Consider the following 16832-nt stretch of genomic DNA (forward strand, 5'->3'; position numbering starts at 1 on the left):
CATGAAGCGGCTCCCCAGTGACGCGACGCGACGGCAGCTGCCGCGCGGTTGCGGGGAAGCCGTGTTCGGAGGCAATCTCCGCGGTTATCTCTGTGAGCGACTTCAGCAGCACCAGGGCAGGTGGAGCGGCTAGCATCCCGCTGGCACAGCACCCCGCCGCCCTTCCCGCACCCGGGACCGGGCGGTTTTTCTTTGCCCGCTCACCGGTCGATGAATGGCGTTCTTTGACAACTCCACAGTGGATGACGCACGTCTATATGAATGTGCGAAATAGCGCCCGTGAGGCTGAGGAAGGTAGACCACTGGACTCTCAATCCGGAAGACCGGGTTCAACCCCCGGACGGGCGACGCAGCTCTGGTGAACTCGGCGGACACGCCGCTCTTCCACAGCGGAGAAACGGGGTCGGTGCCCGTGAGCTGTTCTGGGTGCCCGGGGAAGGGAACGCGAGGGGGACGCTCGCCTCCCGGGGCACCAGCACGTGCGGTTGTAGCTCAGTGGTCAGAGCGTCGCCTTGCCATGGCGAAGGTCCCGGGTTCAAGTCCCGGTTGCCGCTCCGTTGTTCCCCGGCCGGCGGGCCATCACCCCGCCGGCCCCTTGCAGGCTGGTGTAACCCGGCAACACATCCGGCTCTGAACCGGACATTGGGGGTTCGAATCCTCCGCCTGCAGCGCACGCCCCGGGGCTGTCCGGGGCGCCGTCAAGAAAAGTCCGGCCCTCGTGGTCCAAAGGTAGAGGCACGGCGTTGAGGTCGTCGTAGGTGCGCGTTCGAATCGCGCCGAGGGCACTTTGGAAAGTCACGTCTTCGTAGCTCAGGGGAGTAGAGCGCCAGGTTGCGGACCTGGGGGTCGCTGGTTCGAATCCAGCCGAGGACACGCAGTACAGCGCGCCGCTAGCTCAATGGGTAGAGCGGCTGGCTCTTAACCAGCAAGTTCGGGGTTCGAGTCCCTGGCGGCGCACTGCGGGGTGGAGGAGTTCGGTCGTCCTCGCCGGTCTCATAAGCCGGAGCATCGTGGGTTCGAATCCCACCCCCGCATCTCACGTGTACGACCGTGTATGAAGCATGGCGCGGTGGACGAATTGGGAGAGTCGCCCGGCTTTCACCCGGGACACTGTGCGGGTTCGAGGCCCGTCCGCGCTACGTCAGTTCGTGTCAGTCCGGTCCGGCGTCGCCCAATCGGCAGGGCAAACGGCTGTTAACCGTTCAGGTCCCGGTTCGAGTCCGGGCGCCGGAGCAACACCAGATCATGCGGGTGCGCCGACGTTGGAGAGTCGGGCTTGGCTGTAACCCAGGTGCCTTTGGCTCAGGGGGTTCGAATCCCTCCACCCGCACGCAGTACACACGCCTTCGTAGCTCAGTGGAGCAGAGCGCCAGGTTCCGAACCTGAAGGTCGCTGGTTCGAGTCCAGCCGAGGGCACGCAGCAGCACGACCGTATGCCCGAGTCAGGTCAGGGGGCCGCCTGCAAAGCGGTGCACGCCGGTTCGAATCCGGCTTCGGTCTCCATCGTCACATCATGACGTCGTCATCCACTGTGCGAGTGCGAAGATCGTTGCGCCGCGCATGTCGAAACCGCCGGGGTGGCTCCGTTCCCATGGTGACCGCCGCCGGACGGCGCGGCGCGACGTGAGGAGCCGGGGATGGCGAAGTACCTGCTGATCGTTGACTACAACGGCGGCGACGTGGACACGCCGATGGACGAGTGGACGCCGCAGGACATCGCGGCGCACATGGACTACTACGGGGCGTTGCGGCAGGAGCTGCTCGACAGCGGTGAGCTCGTCGACCAGCAGGCGCTGACCGGGCCGGAGCACGCGAAGGTGGTCACGTCCGACGGCGTCGCGGCGCCGGTCGTCACCGACGGGCCGTTCGCCGAGTCGAAGGAGCTGCTCGCCGGGTATCAGCTGGTCGACGTCGACTCGGAGGCCCGGGCGATCGAGATCGCCGCGAAGATCTCGTGCGTGCCGGGGCCGGGTGGGGTGCCGCAGCGGCAGCCGATCACGGTCCGCAGGGTGATGGACGCGGCCGACTTCGAGCTGCTGACGTCCGAGGTCTGAGCCGGTGAAGGACTCCGTCGAGGACCTGCTGCGCGAGCTGGCGCCGCAGGTCCTCGGCGCGCTCGCCCGCCGGTTCGGCGACTTCTGCGCCGCGGAGGACGCCACACAGGAGGCGCTGCTCGCCGCCGCCACACACTGGGACGAGATCCCCGACAACCCGCGGGGCTGGCTGATCCAGACCGGTTCGCGGAAGCTGCTCGACCAGCTGCGGGCCGACCAGGCCAGACGGCGGCGCGAGGTGCTCGCCGTCGAGCCGCCGCCGGTGGTGTACGAGCGGGACAACACCCTGACCGTGCTGTTCCTGTGCTGCCATCCGGCGCTCACCGAGGCGTCGGCGATCGCGCTGACGCTGCGGGCCGTCGGCGGGCTGACCACGGGTGAGATCGCCCGGGCGTTCCTGGTGCCGGAGGCGACGATGGGCCAGCGGATCAGCCGCGCGAAGCAGAAGGTCCGCTCCCTCGACGCGCCGTTCCGGATGCCGGAGCGGCCGGAGTGGGCGTCCAGGCTGCGGTCGGTGCTGCACGTGCTCTATCTGATCTTCAACGAGGGGTACGCCGGCGGTGGCGGCGAGCTCGTCCGCGTCGACCTGTCCGCCGAGGCGATCCGGCTCGCCCGGATGCTGCGCGCGCTGCTGTCCGACGACGGTGAGGTCGCGGGGTTGCTGGCGCTGATGCTGCTCACCGACGCCCGGCGGCCCGCCCGCGTCGACGCCGCCGGCGACCTGGTGCCGCTCGCCGAGCAGGACCGGCGGCGGTGGCTGCGGCCGCTGATCGTGGAGGGCACCGCCGTGCTCGACGCGGCGTTCCGCGCCGGCGCGGTCGGGCCGTTTCAGCTGCAGGCCGCGATCGCCGCCCTGCACGACCGGGCGGCGAGCACGCAGGACACCGACTGGCCGCAGATCCTCGCCCTGTACGGGCTGCTGGAGCGCATGACCGCGAATCCGGTCGTCGCGCTGAACCGGGCGGTCGCGGCCGCGATGGTGGACGGCCCGGCGGAGGGGCTGCGGCTGCTGGCGGCCCTGGACGGACGCCTGCCGGGCAGCCACCGGCTCGACGCGGTCCGCGGCCACCTGCACGAGCTGGCCGGTGACGCCGCGGCGGCGGCCGGGCACTACCGGGCGGCGGGGTCGGCCACGGCGAGCATCCCGGAGCGGCGGTACCTGACGATGCGTGCCGCGCGGCTCAACGCCGGCGGAAATGTCGTACCCGGGTCGTAGCGTGTGCGCATGGCAGACACGAACCAGACGGTGGCGGGCGACGGTGATGTCGGCGAGTTCGTCGAGGGGGTGGCCGACGAGCGGCGGCGCGGGGAGGCGCGGCAGCTCGTCGCGCTGATGGGCGCGGTGACGGGTGCGCCGGCGGTGCTGTGGGGCAAGGCGATCGTCGGCTTCGGCTCGCGGCACTACCGCTATGACTCGGGCCGGGAGGGCGACATTCCGGCGGTGAGCTTCTCGCCGCGCAAGGCGCAAACGGTGCTGTATCTGACCGGCGGGGTCGACGCGTATCAGGACCTGCTGGGCCGGCTCGGGCCGCACACGACCGGCAAGGGCTGCCTCTACATCAAGCGTGTCGATGCCGTCGACGACGCCGTCTTACGCGAGATCGTGGGTCGTTCGTTCCACATGACCTTGTAGCAAGGGGTTCACGAGACATTCATACCCTGATATACGTCGATGCGTGACGTCACCCGTCACGGATGGACCCACTCAGGGAGGGCCAGTGAGAAGAAGCTTCGCGGCGCTGATCGGCGCCGTGCTTGTCGTGCCCGCGACGGCCACCGCCGCGTTCGCGGGACCCGTCGGCTCCGGCGGACCGGCCGTCGAGGTGTCCGGCGGCTCGGCCGGCTCGGCCACCGTCGACCGGGCGCTGCGGCTGCACGGTGCCGACGCGAAGGTCGCGTCCGGTGACGCGTTCAAGGTCTACCGCGCCGAGGTGGAGGCCGGCGGCGCCGCCCACGTGCGTTACACCCGCACGTATCACGGGCTGCGCGTCTACGGCGGCGACGTCGTCGTGCACACCGACGCCAAGGGCGCCTACGCGGGCACGTCCAACAGCCTCGACGCGCCGCTGCGGATCTCCGTCACCCCGTCCGTCGCGGCGGTCGCCGCGCAGCGCACCGCCAAGGCCGCGTTCGCCGGCAGCGTGACCGCCACCCGCGCGCCGCAGCTCATGGTCGACGCCTCCAGCGGCACGGGGCGGCTCGCGTGGGAGAGCGTCGTGGAGGGCTGGGCGCCGGACGGGCAGACCCCGTCCGTGCTGCACGTCGTCACCGACGCGACCAGCAACGAGGTCCTCGGCACGTGGGACGAGATCGAGACCGTGGCCGGCACCGGCAAGACCATCTACTCCGGCAACGTCAGCATCGACACGACGCTGAGCGGCAGCACGTACCGGATGAGCGACCCCTCGCACGGCAACAACACCGCCTGCGACATGAACAACACCACCTCCGGCACGTGCACCGTCTTCACCGATGCCGACAACACGTGGGGCACCAACGCCAACAGCAACCGGCAGTCCGCCGGCGCGGACGCCTACTTCGGCGCCGCGAAGACGTTCGACTACTTCAAGAACGTGCACGGCCGCAACGGCATCTTCGGTAACGGCGCCGGCGTGCCGTCGCGGGTGCACTACGGCAACGCGTATGTCAACGCGTTCTGGAACGGCTCGCAGATGACCTATGGCGACGGCTCCGGCAACGCGCGGCCGCTGGTCTCCCTCGACGTCGCCGGCCACGAGATGAGCCACGGCGTCACCGCCAACATCGTCTCCGGCGGCCTCACCTACTCCGGCGAATCCGGCGGTCTCAACGAGGCCACCAGCGACATCTTCGGCTCGATGGTCGAGTTCTACGCCAACACCGCCAGCGACCCGGGCGACTACCAGATCGGCGAGAAGATCAACATCCGGGGCAACGGGACGCCGCTGCGGTACATGTACAACCCGTCGCTGGACGGCTCGTCGCACAGCTGCTGGTCCACCAGCACCAAGAACGTCGACGTGCACTACTCGTCGGGCCCGGCGAACCACTTCTTCTTCAACCTCGCCAACGGCACCGGCAGCACCGCCTACGGCACCTCCCCGGTCTGCGGCTCCGCCCCCGCCGTCACCGGCATCGGCCGGTCGAAGGCCGAGCTGATCTGGTTCCGCGCCGTGAACCTGTACTTCACGTCCAACACGTCCTACGTCAACACCGCCAACCCGGGCAACACGGCCCGCGCCTACTCGCTGCGCGCCGCCGCCGACCTGTACGGCAACTGCTCCACCGAGTACAAGGCGGTCAAGGCCGCCTGGACCGCGGTCAACGTCGCCGGTAACGACGCCGCCTGCCCGTAGCGGGCAGCGTTTCAAGTCCGACGTCGAGACAGGGCCCGGCCATGCGGATGGCCGGGCCCTGTCCCGTCACGGGGCTCGCGCCTGTCGATGACTCCCTTGCGCCGGCGATCTACCGCCGTTCCCGGTTCGTGCCGCTGGTGCCGGGGCCGGCTGGAGGATCGCTCGCGGAGGTTGCCGGGAGCGCCGCCCGAGTCGGTCGCCGACGCTCCGCCATCTGCCTGTGAAAGGGTGAGACCGGGGGCGGGACGCACTTCGCGGCGCCGGCCGGGTGCGTCCGGTCACACGAAGCGAACGCCTAATCGTCTGTGTGGCAGAATATCTGCATGACCGACTACGGGCACGAGCTGCGCTTCGGGACGTTCCTGCCTGCCGAGGCGGCGACCGCCACGGAGACGCTCCGGCTCGCCCGGCTCACGGAGGAGCTCGGCCTCGACCTGACCAGTGTGCAGGACCATCCGTACCAGGCGCGGTTCCTGGACGCGTGGACGCTGCTGTCCGTCGTCGCGGCGCAGACCAGCACGCTCACCGTCTTCCCCAACGTCGCCAACCTGCCGCTGCGCCCGCCGGCCGTCCTCGCCCGGGCCGCCGCCAGCCTCGACGTCCTCACCGGCGGCCGGGTCGAGCTCGGCCTCGGCGCCGGCGCCTTCTGGGACGCGATCGCCGGCATGGGCGGCGAGGTGCTGACCCCCGGCGCGTCGCTCGAGGCCCTGGAGGAGGCCGTCGACGTCATCCGGGCGCTGTGGAGCACCGAGCGCAGCGCCCGCGTCGACGGCACCCACTACCGCCTGCGCGGCGCCCACCCCGGCCCGCCGGCCGCCCACCCGATCGGCATCTGGATCGGCGGTGTCAAGCCACGCATGCTGCGCCTCGTCGGCCGGCTCGCCGACGGGTGGCTGCCGAGCGCCCCGTACGTGCCGCCACCGCAGCTGGCCGAGGCGAACCGGCGCATCGACGACGCCGCCACCGCGGCCGGCCGCTCCCCGGGCGACATCCGCCGCCTGTACAACGTGGCCCCCGGCCAGGCGCCCCTCGCCGGGCACCCGAGGACGTGGGCGGCGCAGCTGGCCGACCTGGCGCTGGGGGAGGGGATGAGCACCTTCGTCCTGATGGTGCAGGCGGGCGGGGACGGTGTGCTCCGCACGTTCGCCGAGGACGTGGTGCCGGAGACCCGCCGTCTCGTGGCCGCGGCCCGTGGCGCCACCGACGCGCCCGCGCCGGCCGCCGCGCCGGAGGTGGTGTCCGTGGCGGCGGCGGGCGAGGTGTCGGGGGCGGTCGCGCTGTGGGACGAGTCGCAGCGGCCGGTGGGGCCCGTGCCCGGGACGCCGCTCACCGCCGCGCAGCGGGCGTCCGGGCAGCACCTGGTCGACGTGCACGACCACCTCCGCCAGGAGCTGGAGCAGCTGCGGGACCTGGTCGAGCAGGTCGCCGCGGGCGGCATGGACGTCGGCCGGGCCCGGTCGATGATCAACACGATGACGATGCGGCAGAACGCCTGGACCCTCGGCACGTACTGCGAGAGCTACTGCCGGGTCGTCACCACCCACCACACCATCGAGGACGTGAACCTCTTCCCGCGCCTGCGCGCCGCCGACCCGCGCCTCGTCCCGGTCGTCGACCGGCTGGAGGCCGAGCACCACGTGATCGCCGACGTGCTCGAGCGGGTCGACGCCGCCCTCGTCGCCATGGTGTCGCGGCCCGACGGCATCGCCGACGTCCGCAAGGCCGTCGACCTGCTCGGCGACACGCTGCTGTCGCACCTCGCCTATGAGGAGCGCGAGCTGGTCGACCCGATCGGCCGTCTCGGCCTCTTCTGACGCATCTTTTGACAACGCCCGCGGGGGGCCCGCCCGCGGGACGTCAGAGGTCGACCCAGGCGTCCAGGCCGCTCGGGGAGACGCAGTGGACGCGGCCGCCCGGGTGCAGGGCGGGGTCGGCGGCGTACCGGTCGGCGAGCTCCCGCTCCGCCTCCACGGCGCCCGCGTCGGCGGCGAGCAGCCGCTCGGCGACCCAGTCGGCGAGCTCCTCGTCGACCTCACCCCACTCGTCCCACAGCAGCAGCTCGTCGCGCTGGCGGTGGGCGAGCTCGTGGCGGACCTGGTCGAGCAGGAAGCGGTGGCCGCGGTACGGGCCGACCGGGTCCGCACCGAAGTTGTCGGCGTCGATCTCCTCGCGGCGGTGCGCGGTCCACGCCTCGGCCGCGGTGATGAACTCCCGCACGTCGAAGGTGTCGACGTCGGTCGAGGCGGGGTCGAGCTGGGCGTCGACGCGGACCCAGCGCTCGCCGTTCCAGTACTCGGCGACCACGTGGTCGTAGTGGAACGCGTCGCCGAAGTAGCCGGCGAAACCGATCCGGCTGCGGGCGGCTACCCCGCGGTGGCGCAGCGCGGCGACGGTGAGCAGGGTGAAGTCGCGGGCGCAGCCGACGACGCGGGTCTTCGGCTCGCGGGGCGCGCCGAGCGGGCGGGTGTGCCGGGACCGGTCCGCGGCGAGCATCCGCGACACCCACCGCGAGTCGACCTCGGCAAGTCGAACGCCGGAGAACGACAGGCCCTGCGCGAAGTAGTGCACGACGACGTTGCGCACGACGCTGACCAGGCCGGGGATGTCCGTCGGCAGATGGTTGAGCAGCGCGGAGTACGGACCCGGGTCACTGAAGGCGGACTGCGACCGGTACCGATCGACCATGCGCCTCAATGTACCGTCACCCGATGCGCATCGACGTTCGCGGGTTGACCTTCGAGGTGCACGCAAAGGGTCCCGCGGACGGCCCGCCGGTCCTGCTGCTGCACGGGTTTCCACAGGACAGCCGGGAGTGGGACGGCATCGTCGGCGGGCTGCACGACGCCGGCCTGCGCACCTTCGCCCTCGACCAGCGCGGCTACTCCCCGGACGCCCGGCCGGACGGCAAGCGGGCCTACCGGATGGCCGAGTGCGTCGCCGACGTCGTCGCCGTGCTCGACGCGCTCGGGCTGCCCGACGCGCACGTCGTCGGGCACGACTGGGGCGCGGTGGTCGCGTGGCAGGTCGCGGCCCGGCACCCGGACCGGGTCCGGACGCTGACCGCCGTGTCCGTGCCGCACCCCGTGGCGTACGCGACCTCGGTCAAGCGCGACGTCGCGCAGACGCTCAAGTCGGCGTACATGCTGTTCTTCCGCACGCCGTGGCTGCCGGAGCGGCTGCTGTCGGCCCGCGGTGGCGCGCTGCTGCGCAGGATCGCCGGCGGTCACCCCACCACGGAGCCGGACAACCTGACGGGTGCGCTCAACTGGTATAGGGCGATCTCCGGCCACGACCTCAAGGGACTGGGACCGGTCACGGTGCCGACGACGTTCGTCTGGAGCGACGGCGACGTGGCGATCTCCGGTCACGCCGCCCGCCGGTGCGCGGCCTTCGTGACCGGAGACTTCCGCTTCGTGACCCTGCGTGGCGTCAGCCACTGGATCCCCGACGAGGCACCCGGGCCCCTGCTGGAGGCGGTGCTGGAGCGGGTCAGCCCCCGTCCACCGCGGTGAAGGGCTTCAGCGGTTGCTTCGCCGCGATCGCCGGCACCGTGACCCGCTCGACCACGTCGAACATGGCCCGGCCGAGCACCGCGTGCGCCTCGACGGCGGGGTGCGTCGCGCCGTAGTTGTCGAGGTCGCCGAGGCCCTCGGCGAACAGCCCGTAGACGAGGGCGGGCGCGCCGTCGGCGCCGAACATGATCCCGGCCTCGTGCCGGGACGCGCCGAGGGTGTTGAAGTCCTGGCCGTACTTGGACGCGACCCGGCTGCGCTCCGCCGAGGACATGTTGCGCCGGATCCCGTCGTGGTAGCCGTTGATCCAGCGCAGGATGCCCAGCAGGAAGTCGCAGGAGGCGGGCTTCAGCAGCGTCTTCGTCGCCAGGCGCCACAGCAGGTCGTGGATCTCGCGGGGCGTGGTGTCGCCGAGGAAGAACCGGTTCGGGTTCGCGACCGGCTCGACCCTGGTGTGGGTGAAACCCTTCGCGGCGAGGATCTCGTTGATCTCCAGGGCCGGCACGACCCGGCCGCACATGCGCACCGCGGTGTTGTCGGAGACGAGCAGCATCGCGGTGAGGAAGTTGGCGACCGTGATGTCGTCGCCCCACACCGTGTGCAGGAAGTAGATGCCGGTGCCGCCGAGGATGATGTCGGCCTGCAGGTCGAGCTTCTGGTCCAGCCGCAGCTCCCCACGGTCGATCTTGTCCATGACGGCGGTGGCGACGGCGAGCTTCTGCACGCTGTAACCCTTGGTGACGTGGTCGGCGTCGTCCTGGACGACCGGCTGCGGCACCCCGGCCGCGTCGACCAGGGCGATGTGGGCGTGCCAGGTGCCGCCGGCCTTGGCCTTCTGCCGCTCGTACACGCGACGGATGCGCTCGGAGGGTGACCCTGTCGCCGTCGTCGCCGCCTCCGCCGAAGCGGGTGAGCCGACGAGCGGGACGGCCGCGGCCCCGGCGCCGAGCGCGATGGCGGCGCGGCGGGTGAGCTTGTTCGTCATGGTCTGGACGCTAACCACGCGCCATGACCGATTCAACATGACAAATCCCATCTGCTGCGCTTTCAACCTTTGACCGCCCTGCGGCGTCGTCCTTGTAGCGTTTCATCATGGACATAGCGGCGTCCCTCACCGAGGCACTTGAGGCCGTCACGTTCGCCGACCGGGGCGCCGACGAGGTCACCGGGCTGCTCGTCGAGGCGGTCGTGGCGTGGGCCGAGGGGCAGGGCTGGCGGACGTATCGCCGCGCCGCGAGCGTGTTGCCGTTGCCGCCACCGTACGAGCGGCAGCGCTCCGTCCTGGATGTCGCCTGCGCGCGGCCCGGCGGCCCGCCCGTGGTGGTCGAGGTCGACCACGGCGACCGGCAGCGCACCGTCGACAAGCTCGCCGCCGAGGCCGCCGCCGGGCGGGTCGCGATCTGGGTGCGGTGGGGCACCGGCCGGCTCGCCGTCCCGGAGGGGGTGCGCCTGGTGGCGCTGCCGGTGACCGCGCGGGCCGGCCTGCACGGGCGCGGCAGGCTGTTCTCCCGGGTGCCGGACCTGCCGGCCCCGGAGCACACCGCGGGCGGCGGGTCGTACACGGCGGAGGAGCTCGGCGCGAGCGGCGGTCCGGACATGGTGGAGGAGCTCGGCGAGGGTGGCGGGTCATCCACTGTGGAGGAGCGCGGCGAGGGTGGCGGGTCGTACACGGCGAAGGAGGCCGAACAGGACCCGCCGGCACCGGAGCGCGGTGCGGGCGGTGGGTCACCCACCGAGGAGGAGCTGGACAGCGATCTGGTGCTGGTGCTGCGCGCCTACGCCGCGTTCGCGCGGGGTGACATCGACGGCGCGGTGCGGGACCTGGCGCCGGACGTGGACTGGGTCGAGCCGGACGAGTTCCCCGGCGGCGGGCACCACCGTGGGCCGGCGGCGGTCGCGGCGTACCTGCGCGACTCCTACGACGGCTGGGGCGAGCTGCACTCCGAGCCGGTCGCGCACCGCCGCGGCGACCAGATCGTGATCGTGCACCGGGTGTGGGGCACGCTCCGCGACGGCACGCAGGCGTCGGCGACGGTCGCGGACGTGTTCACCGTCGAGGACGGCAAGGTCGTGCTGATGATGGCCTACGCGGACCCGGCGGACGCGTTCCGGTAGGCGGCGCGCTGCGGGCACGGGGCGTGGGCGACGCGGCCCTTGCCGCCGGTCTTCGCCGCGTACATGGCGACGTCGGCGTCGTGCATGAGCTCGTCGATCGGGACCTCGCCGTCCCACAGTGACACGCCGACGCTGGCCCGCGGGGTGAGCGTGGCGCCGTTGTGCTCGGTCGGGACCTGCAGCGCGGCGAGCAGGCGGCCGGCGACGGCGTCCACGTCCTCGCGGGCGTCCATGCCGTCGAGCAGGACCGCGAACTCGTCCCCGCCGAGCCGGGCCACGGTGTCGCAGGCGCGGACCCCGGCGAGCAGCCGCTCGGCGACGACGGTGAGCAGGTGGTCCCCGGCGGCGTGCCCGTGCACGTCGTTGACCTGCTTGAAGCCGTCGAGGTCGACGAGCAGCATCGCGACGGGCAGTCCGCTGCGGGCGTTGCCGCGGGCCGCGCCGAGCCGCTCGCGCAGCAGCGCCCGGTTGGCCAGGCCGGTCAGCCCGTCGTGGGAGGCCCGGTGGTGCACCTCCTCGAACACGCCGCGCAGCACGCCGAGCGTCTCGTTGAGCGAGCGCCCCATCTGGCCGACCTCGTCGGCGCGGTCCAGCTCGACCCGGCGGCTGAGATCGCCGCGGGCGACCCTGGCGAGGACGTCGACGACCTCCCGCAGCGGTCTGGAGATGGTGCGGGCGGCGAGCACCGACAGCAGCACCGCGGCGAGCGCGCCGATGGCGAGCAGCAGGCCCATCAGCTGGGCGGTGCGCACGCTGTTGGCCCTGGTCCTGCGGGCACCGTCGTCGACGGCGTCGACGAGCTGGTCGAGGAAGCTGCTGGCCCGGTCCTTGACGGCGCGGGCGATCGCCTCGGAGCGCACCAGCACGACGGAGGCCGCCTTGCGCTGGTCGCCGTCGCGGGCCGCGTCGAGCGCCGCGTCGCGGGCGGTGCGCCACATCGTGATCGTCGCGGCGAAGGAGCGCAGGCTCTCGTGTTCGGCGGCGGACAGCCCGATGACGGTCAGCGCCCGCACGTCGGTGTCGATGGCCTTGTCGGTCTCGGCGATGATCTCCGCGTAGCTGTCCCGGTAGAAGCCGGGCTCCGACAGGATGTACGACAGCACGGACTCCTGCTGGGAGCCGACGGCGGAGCGGACCGCGGTCATCCGCGCCAGGGCGACGACGTTGACCTTGTACTCGTGGTCCTGCTCGGCGACGAGCCGGCGCAGGTTGAGCAGGCCGACGACGCCGGACGCGGTGAAGATCGCGGTGACGACGAGCGACACACTCATGATCTTCGTGGCGATCCGGCGGTCAGCCGTCCAGCGCCGCATCCGGTCGTACACGCCGCTGACATCGGCGCGGGGCGGCGGAAGCTAAGCGGGCCAGGTGGCGTCGACCCGGTGCAACGCGGTTGCCGTGGGGGTGCCCTTCACCCACGCGGTCATCTCGGTCCAGAACGAGCCGGCGCCGACGGTCGCGGGCATCAGGTCGGAGCCGTCGAAGCGGAACGTGACGGCGGGGTCGGCGAGCAGGTCCGCGGACAGCTTCGCCACCGGCGAGGTGAGCAGCGACCGGTCGAGGCCCTTGTTGGCGCTGACGATGTCGCCGCTGACGGCCCGGCGGTCGGCGAACTCGGGGGTGGCCAGGTAGGCGGCGAGCGCCTGGACCTCCGGGCGGTCGGTGAAGGCGCCGGCGAACACCCCGGCGCCGAGGACGGGGCGGCCGGCCCCCGATCCCGCCGCGGGGTCGACCGGCGGCAGGTAGAACGCGAAGATGTCGCCGTCCTCGGTGATCTTCGCGGTCGAGGGCCACCAGGTGCTGTAGAACGACGCCTGCCGGTGCATGGCGCACTCCTGCTGCAGGATCGGCAGGCCGCCCTCCTGGAACGCGGTGGTGGCGACGCTGTCGACGCCGCCGTAGCCGCCGTTGACGTAGGCGGGGTTGCGCAGGATCCCGCCGACGCGGTCGAGCGCGGCGACGACGGCGGGGTCGTCGAACGGGATCCGGTGCTCGACCCACCGGTCGTAGACGTCGGGTCCGGCGGTGCGCAGCAGCGTGTCCTCGAGCCAGTCGGTGACCGGCCAGCCGGTCGCGGCGCCGGACTCGATGCCGGCGCACCACGGCTTCACGCCGTCGGCGGCGATGCGGTCGCTGAGCGTGAGCATCTCGGCCCACGTCTTCGGCACCGTGTAGCCCTTCGCGGCGAAGTACTTCGGCGAGTACCAGACGAAGGACTTCACGTTGGCGTCGACGGGGGCGCCGTACAGGACGCCGTCGACGCTGCCGTAGCGCTTCCAGTCCGCGGAGAACCAGCGGTCGACGTTGGCGACGACCTCGGTGCCGGCGGGCTTGAGGGCGCCGGCGCGGACCATGCTCGTCAGCAGGCCCGGCTGCGGGAAGAGGGCCAGGTCGGGCGCGTCGCCGGCCTTGACCCGGGTGGGCAGCGCGGTCTCGAAGTCCGCGGAGCCCGTGTAGTTGATGGAGATGCCGGTGCACGCCTGGAACGCCTCCCAGGCCTTGGCGAGCTTGTCGGCCTCCACGTCCCGGATCGACGAGGAGACGCTGACGGTGGTGCCGCGGTGGCCCTGGTAGTCCGCGTAGGGCGCGCAGCTGGCGGAGGTGGCCGGTCCGTCGTCGCCACCACCGCCGCAGGCGGCCGCGGCGAGCACGACCGCCATCGCGACACCCCTCCGCAGCGTCCGAAAAATCCCCATGAATGCAGCATATGCGGTTGATTCGGTCAGGTGGGTCCGGTCGCCGTACAGGGTCGGCCGGTCGGCTCCGGGCCGGTCGGCCGTTCGGTACGGACAAATACGGTCATTCCAGGGTGCAGGCGGGCAATCGTGGCTGTGAATGATTTCACGCCCGCCAACGTCGGGCGGATGCTGCGGTTAGCGTCGCCGACGGCCCTCATGACGGCCGGTAACCACATCGTCCGTTTCGCCCGGTACTTCGGGTCCGTCCGGCTTCCGCAGCGGCAGGCATCCCGAGACACGCATGAGAGCACCGGGCCGACAGTGGAGTCATCCTGAACGCACGCCAGCCCCTGCACCGCATCGCGGCCGGCACCGCCGCACTCGCCCTCACCGCCGTCTGGCTCGGCCCCTCGGCCGCCGCGGCCCAACCAGCACCACCGAACGAACTGAGCGTCGACTCGGCCGGCACCCTCGCCGACCAGGAGCTCCAGTTGGCCGCCTACGAGCGGGCCGACAAGGCCTACCGGACGCTGCGGCTGCAGACCCGCACCGCTCCCGGCGCCAACGACGCCGACACCCGCCCCGCGCCCCCGGCGCAGCCCTCGGTCAACGTCGCCAAGCCGGCGCCGAAGACGGCGGCACCGAAGAAGTCGACCGGCTCAGGATCGGGCGGGTCCACCGTGAAGCCGCCCTCCGGCGCCGCCGGGACCGTGGTGTCCTTCGCCCTCGCCCAGGTCGGCAAGCGCTACGTGTACGCCACCTCCGGGCCGAACACGTATGACTGCAGCGGCCTGGTGTCGGCCGCCTACGCCCGGGTCGGGATCAAGCTGCCGCACCAGAGCGAGCAGATCGCCGCCCGCGGACGGCGCGTGCCGTCCGGGCAGTGGATGCCGGGCGACGTCATCCACACCTCCGGGCACGTCGCCATCTACATCGGCGGCGGCAAGGTCGTCGAGGCCGCCAACCCCAGCACCGGTGTGCGCGTCGCGCCGGTGCGGGGCGGCACCGCGTACCGCTTCCTCTGACGTCTCAGGCCCCGCCGGTGCCGATGTACCGGCGGGGCCCGAAACGCTCAACAACCGTCCCGCACCGCCGATGCACCCGGTGTGACCGCTTCTGGACGGCCGGTCCTGCTCGCGCCGGCACTCTGGCTCGCGGACCGGGTCCGCACCAGCACCCGCCTCGCGGTGCTCTGCGTGGTGCTGCTGATCCCCGGCCTGGGCGCCACCTGGGCGTACACCGGATCCGTCAACCACCAGATCGACCTCACCGGCGCCGAGGTCGACGGCGCCGAGGTGGTCCATCCGGCGCTGGACGCGATGGCCGACCTCGCCGCCGGCCGCACCCCGGACCTGGGCCGGCTGCGCACCGAGGTCGCCGGCCACCCGCGCCTGGGCCTGTCGGACGAGATGAACGCCGTCACCGCCGCCCAGGGGAAGCTGCCGGCGGCCGAGGCCATCGCCGCGCTCATCACCGAGGCCGGCAACACGTCCAACCTCACCCTCGACCCGGACCTCGACACGGCCCACGTCGCGGGCATCCTGATCGGGCTGCTGCCCGAGGCGATCCTGGCGGCCACCGGCGCGGCGGCCCAGGACACCTCCGCACCCCACAACGACCGCGTCGCGGCCCAGGCCGTCCTGGCCGGCACCCTCGACGGCACCGCCGGCGAGATCCGCGAGGCGGTGCAGACCGCGACCCGCGACACCGGCGACGCGTCGCTCGCACAGCGGCTCACCACGCTCGGCGCCGCCGCGGACGCCGTCGAGGCGCTCGGCGCCACCCTCACCGCCAAGCTCACCGAGCCGGGCCCGACCGCGTTCGACGGCGCAGCGGCCGTCGTCGCCGCCGTCGAACCGGCCATCGCCGCCCTGAACCGGCTGCTCGGCACCCGGCTCGACCACCTGCGCCAGGACCGGCTGATCAACCTCACCGCCACCACCGCCGGCCTCGTCATCGCGCTGTGGCTCGCCGCGGCCGTCTGGTGGCGCACCCGCCACGACGTGAACCTCGCCTGCGACGGCGTCGTCGCCACCGCCGACGGAGACCTCGCCGAGCGGGAACTGCCCGACGGGCGCGACGAGCTCGGCGACCTCGGCCGGGCCCTGCGCAAGGCCCGCGGCCGCCTCGCCGAGCAGGACGCGGAGCTGCGCCAGGCCCAGCACGTCCGGGAGGAACAGCTGCACGCGTCGTTCGAACAGCAGCGGGAGGCACAGCGGCAGCTCCGCGAACGCGCCCAGGGCGTCGTCGACGAGTCCGTCGGCGAGATCTCCCGCGAGCTGCGCGACGTCCGCGCGCAGGTCGACGCCGTCCGCGACGCCGCCCGCACCATCGACGAGCGGGTCACCGAGGCCGACCACGCCACCGCGTCCGTCGTCGAGCGGGCACGCCGCGCCGAACAGGTCGTCGCCGCGCTCGGCGAGAGCCTCCGCCAGGTCGACGGCACCACCCAGCTCATCGCCGGCATCGCGGCGCAGACCCGGCTGCTCGCCCTCAACGCCACCATCGAGGCCGCCCGCGCCGGGGAGGCGGGCCGCGGCTTCACCGTCGTCGCCGACGAGGTGAAGGACCTCGCCGGCACGACGGCCCAGTCCACCGAACAGATCGCCGCCACCCTCACCACGCTGGAGCGCAGCGCCGCCGACATGACGAACACGATCGCCGCGATGGTCGCCGGCGTCGGCGGCATCGGCGACGCGACCGGCGTCCTGCGGCACGTCGCCGTCGACCAGCACAGCGTCGTCGAGGTCCTGGACCGCCAGGTCAACGGCACGATGGAGCGCATCGAGCAGATGTCGGCGCTCGCGGAGAAGCTGGAACGCCGCCACGCCGAACGCATCGCCGCCACCGGCCCCGTCCGCCTCGGCCTCGCCGGCGGGCGCGACGTCGTCTCCGCCCAGCTGCAGGACCTCAGCCACGGCGGCCTGCGCTGCCAGGCCGACGGCACCCTCGACCTGCGCACCGGCGGCACCCTCGACGTCGAGCTCATGCTCGACGGCACACCCACCCGCCTGCACTGCCAGGTCGTGCACTGCATCGCCCGCGGCCCCCACACCGAGCTCGGCCTGCAGTTCCTCGCCCCGCCCACGGACACCGTCGAACGGATCCGCCGGCACATGAACGCGACCAGCTGAATTC

General features: G+C 72.4%; 13 protein-coding genes and 12 tRNA genes. 21 read left to right on the top strand and 4 right to left on the bottom strand.

Annotated features, from left to right (window positions below):
- Window positions 1–274 precede the first annotated feature (274 nt).
- From ABD332_RS13610 to ABD332_RS13690, 17 genes are all read left to right on the top strand, one after another.
- A tRNA-Glu gene (locus tag ABD332_RS13610) sits at window positions 275–348 on the top strand.
- A gap of 133 nt (window positions 349–481) precedes the next feature.
- Window positions 482–554 (top strand) — tRNA-Gly (locus ABD332_RS13615).
- A 42-nt stretch (window positions 555–596) separates the two neighbouring features.
- Window positions 597–669: transfer RNA gene (locus ABD332_RS13620), tRNA-Gln, on the top strand.
- A gap of 43 nt (window positions 670–712) precedes the next feature.
- A tRNA-Leu gene (locus tag ABD332_RS13625) sits at window positions 713–785 on the top strand.
- Window positions 786–799: 14 nt separating this feature from the next.
- Window positions 800–873, top strand: a tRNA-Arg gene (locus tag ABD332_RS13630).
- Window positions 874–884: 11 nt separating this feature from the next.
- Window positions 885–957: transfer RNA gene (locus ABD332_RS13635), tRNA-Lys, on the top strand.
- Between the two features lies 1 nt (window position 958).
- Window positions 959–1035: transfer RNA gene (locus ABD332_RS13640), tRNA-Met, on the top strand.
- Window positions 1036–1063: 28 nt separating this feature from the next.
- Window positions 1064–1139, top strand: a tRNA-Glu gene (locus ABD332_RS13645).
- A gap of 21 nt (window positions 1140–1160) precedes the next feature.
- Window positions 1161–1233: transfer RNA gene (locus tag ABD332_RS13650), tRNA-Asn, on the top strand.
- 14 nt (window positions 1234–1247) lie between these two features.
- Window positions 1248–1330, top strand: a tRNA-Tyr gene (locus tag ABD332_RS13655).
- Between the two features lie 12 nt (window positions 1331–1342).
- Window positions 1343–1416: transfer RNA gene (locus tag ABD332_RS13660), tRNA-Arg, on the top strand.
- Window positions 1417–1427: 11 nt separating this feature from the next.
- A tRNA-Cys gene (locus tag ABD332_RS13665) sits at window positions 1428–1503 on the top strand.
- A 134-nt stretch (window positions 1504–1637) separates the two neighbouring features.
- Window positions 1638–2054: a YciI family protein gene (locus ABD332_RS13670; RefSeq protein ID WP_344502206.1), complete on the top strand. Its 417-nt coding sequence runs from the start codon at window positions 1638–1640 to the stop codon at window positions 2052–2054.
- A 4-nt stretch (window positions 2055–2058) separates the two neighbouring features.
- The gene (locus ABD332_RS13675; protein ID WP_344502207.1) at window positions 2059–3270 is read left to right on the top strand and encodes an RNA polymerase sigma factor; all 1212 of its coding nucleotides are present in this window, start codon (window positions 2059–2061) and stop codon (window positions 3268–3270) included.
- A 9-nt stretch (window positions 3271–3279) separates the two neighbouring features.
- The gene (locus ABD332_RS13680; RefSeq protein ID WP_344502208.1) at window positions 3280–3687 is read left to right on the top strand and encodes a DUF1801 domain-containing protein; all 408 of its coding nucleotides are present in this window, start codon (window positions 3280–3282) and stop codon (window positions 3685–3687) included.
- Between the two features lie 85 nt (window positions 3688–3772).
- On the top strand, window positions 3773–5389 hold the full coding sequence (locus tag ABD332_RS13685) for a M4 family metallopeptidase (RefSeq protein WP_344502209.1): 1617 nt from the start codon (window positions 3773–3775) through the stop codon (window positions 5387–5389).
- A gap of 323 nt (window positions 5390–5712) precedes the next feature.
- On the top strand, window positions 5713–7203 hold the full coding sequence (locus tag ABD332_RS13690) for an LLM class flavin-dependent oxidoreductase (protein ID WP_344502210.1): 1491 nt from the start codon (window positions 5713–5715) through the stop codon (window positions 7201–7203).
- Window positions 7204–7246: 43 nt separating this feature from the next.
- On the opposite strand, the gene ABD332_RS13695 is transcribed toward ABD332_RS13690, so the two are convergent.
- The gene (locus ABD332_RS13695) at window positions 7247–8074 is read right to left on the bottom strand and encodes a transglutaminase-like domain-containing protein (RefSeq protein WP_344502212.1); all 828 of its coding nucleotides are present in this window, start codon (window positions 8072–8074) and stop codon (window positions 7247–7249) included.
- Between the two features lie 23 nt (window positions 8075–8097).
- Between ABD332_RS13695 and ABD332_RS13700 the strand changes: the two genes are divergently transcribed.
- Window positions 8098–8901 (top strand): alpha/beta fold hydrolase, encoded by an 804-nt coding sequence (locus tag ABD332_RS13700; RefSeq protein WP_344502213.1) that lies wholly within the window; start codon window positions 8098–8100, stop codon window positions 8899–8901.
- Here the strand turns inward: ABD332_RS13700 and ABD332_RS13705 are convergent.
- On the bottom strand, window positions 8879–9886 hold the full coding sequence (locus ABD332_RS13705; protein WP_344502214.1) for a serine hydrolase: 1008 nt from the start codon (window positions 9884–9886) through the stop codon (window positions 8879–8881). The two genes, ABD332_RS13700 and ABD332_RS13705, sit on opposite strands and share 23 nt — an antisense overlap.
- A gap of 107 nt (window positions 9887–9993) precedes the next feature.
- On the opposite strand from ABD332_RS13705, the gene ABD332_RS13710 reads away from it, so the two are divergent.
- Window positions 9994–11016, top strand: coding sequence for a nuclear transport factor 2 family protein (locus ABD332_RS13710; RefSeq protein ID WP_344502215.1), 1023 nt, complete (start codon window positions 9994–9996; stop codon window positions 11014–11016).
- On the opposite strand, the gene ABD332_RS13715 is transcribed toward ABD332_RS13710, so the two are convergent.
- On the bottom strand, window positions 10986–12341 hold the full coding sequence (locus ABD332_RS13715) for a diguanylate cyclase domain-containing protein (protein WP_344502216.1): 1356 nt from the start codon (window positions 12339–12341) through the stop codon (window positions 10986–10988). The two genes, ABD332_RS13710 and ABD332_RS13715, sit on opposite strands and share 31 nt — an antisense overlap.
- Window positions 12342–12371: 30 nt before the next feature.
- Window positions 12372–13712 carry an ABC transporter substrate-binding protein gene (locus ABD332_RS13720; protein ID WP_344502217.1) on the bottom strand — a complete coding sequence of 447 codons (1341 nt, stop codon included), beginning with the start codon at window positions 13710–13712 and terminating at the stop codon, window positions 12372–12374.
- 473 nt (window positions 13713–14185) lie between these two features.
- Between ABD332_RS13720 and ABD332_RS13725 the strand changes: the two genes are divergently transcribed.
- Together ABD332_RS13725 and ABD332_RS13730 are read left to right on the top strand one after the other, a co-directional pair.
- The gene (locus ABD332_RS13725) at window positions 14186–14719 is read left to right on the top strand and encodes a C40 family peptidase (protein ID WP_344502218.1); all 534 of its coding nucleotides are present in this window, start codon (window positions 14186–14188) and stop codon (window positions 14717–14719) included.
- A gap of 81 nt (window positions 14720–14800) precedes the next feature.
- Entirely contained in the window at window positions 14801–16828 is a 2028-nt protein-coding gene (locus ABD332_RS13730) for a methyl-accepting chemotaxis protein (RefSeq protein ID WP_344502220.1), read from the top strand.
- Window positions 16829–16832 lie beyond the last annotated feature (4 nt).

This window comes from Dactylosporangium maewongense (genome assembly GCF_039531485.1).
GTDB lineage: Bacteria > Actinomycetota > Actinomycetes > Mycobacteriales > Micromonosporaceae > Dactylosporangium > Dactylosporangium maewongense.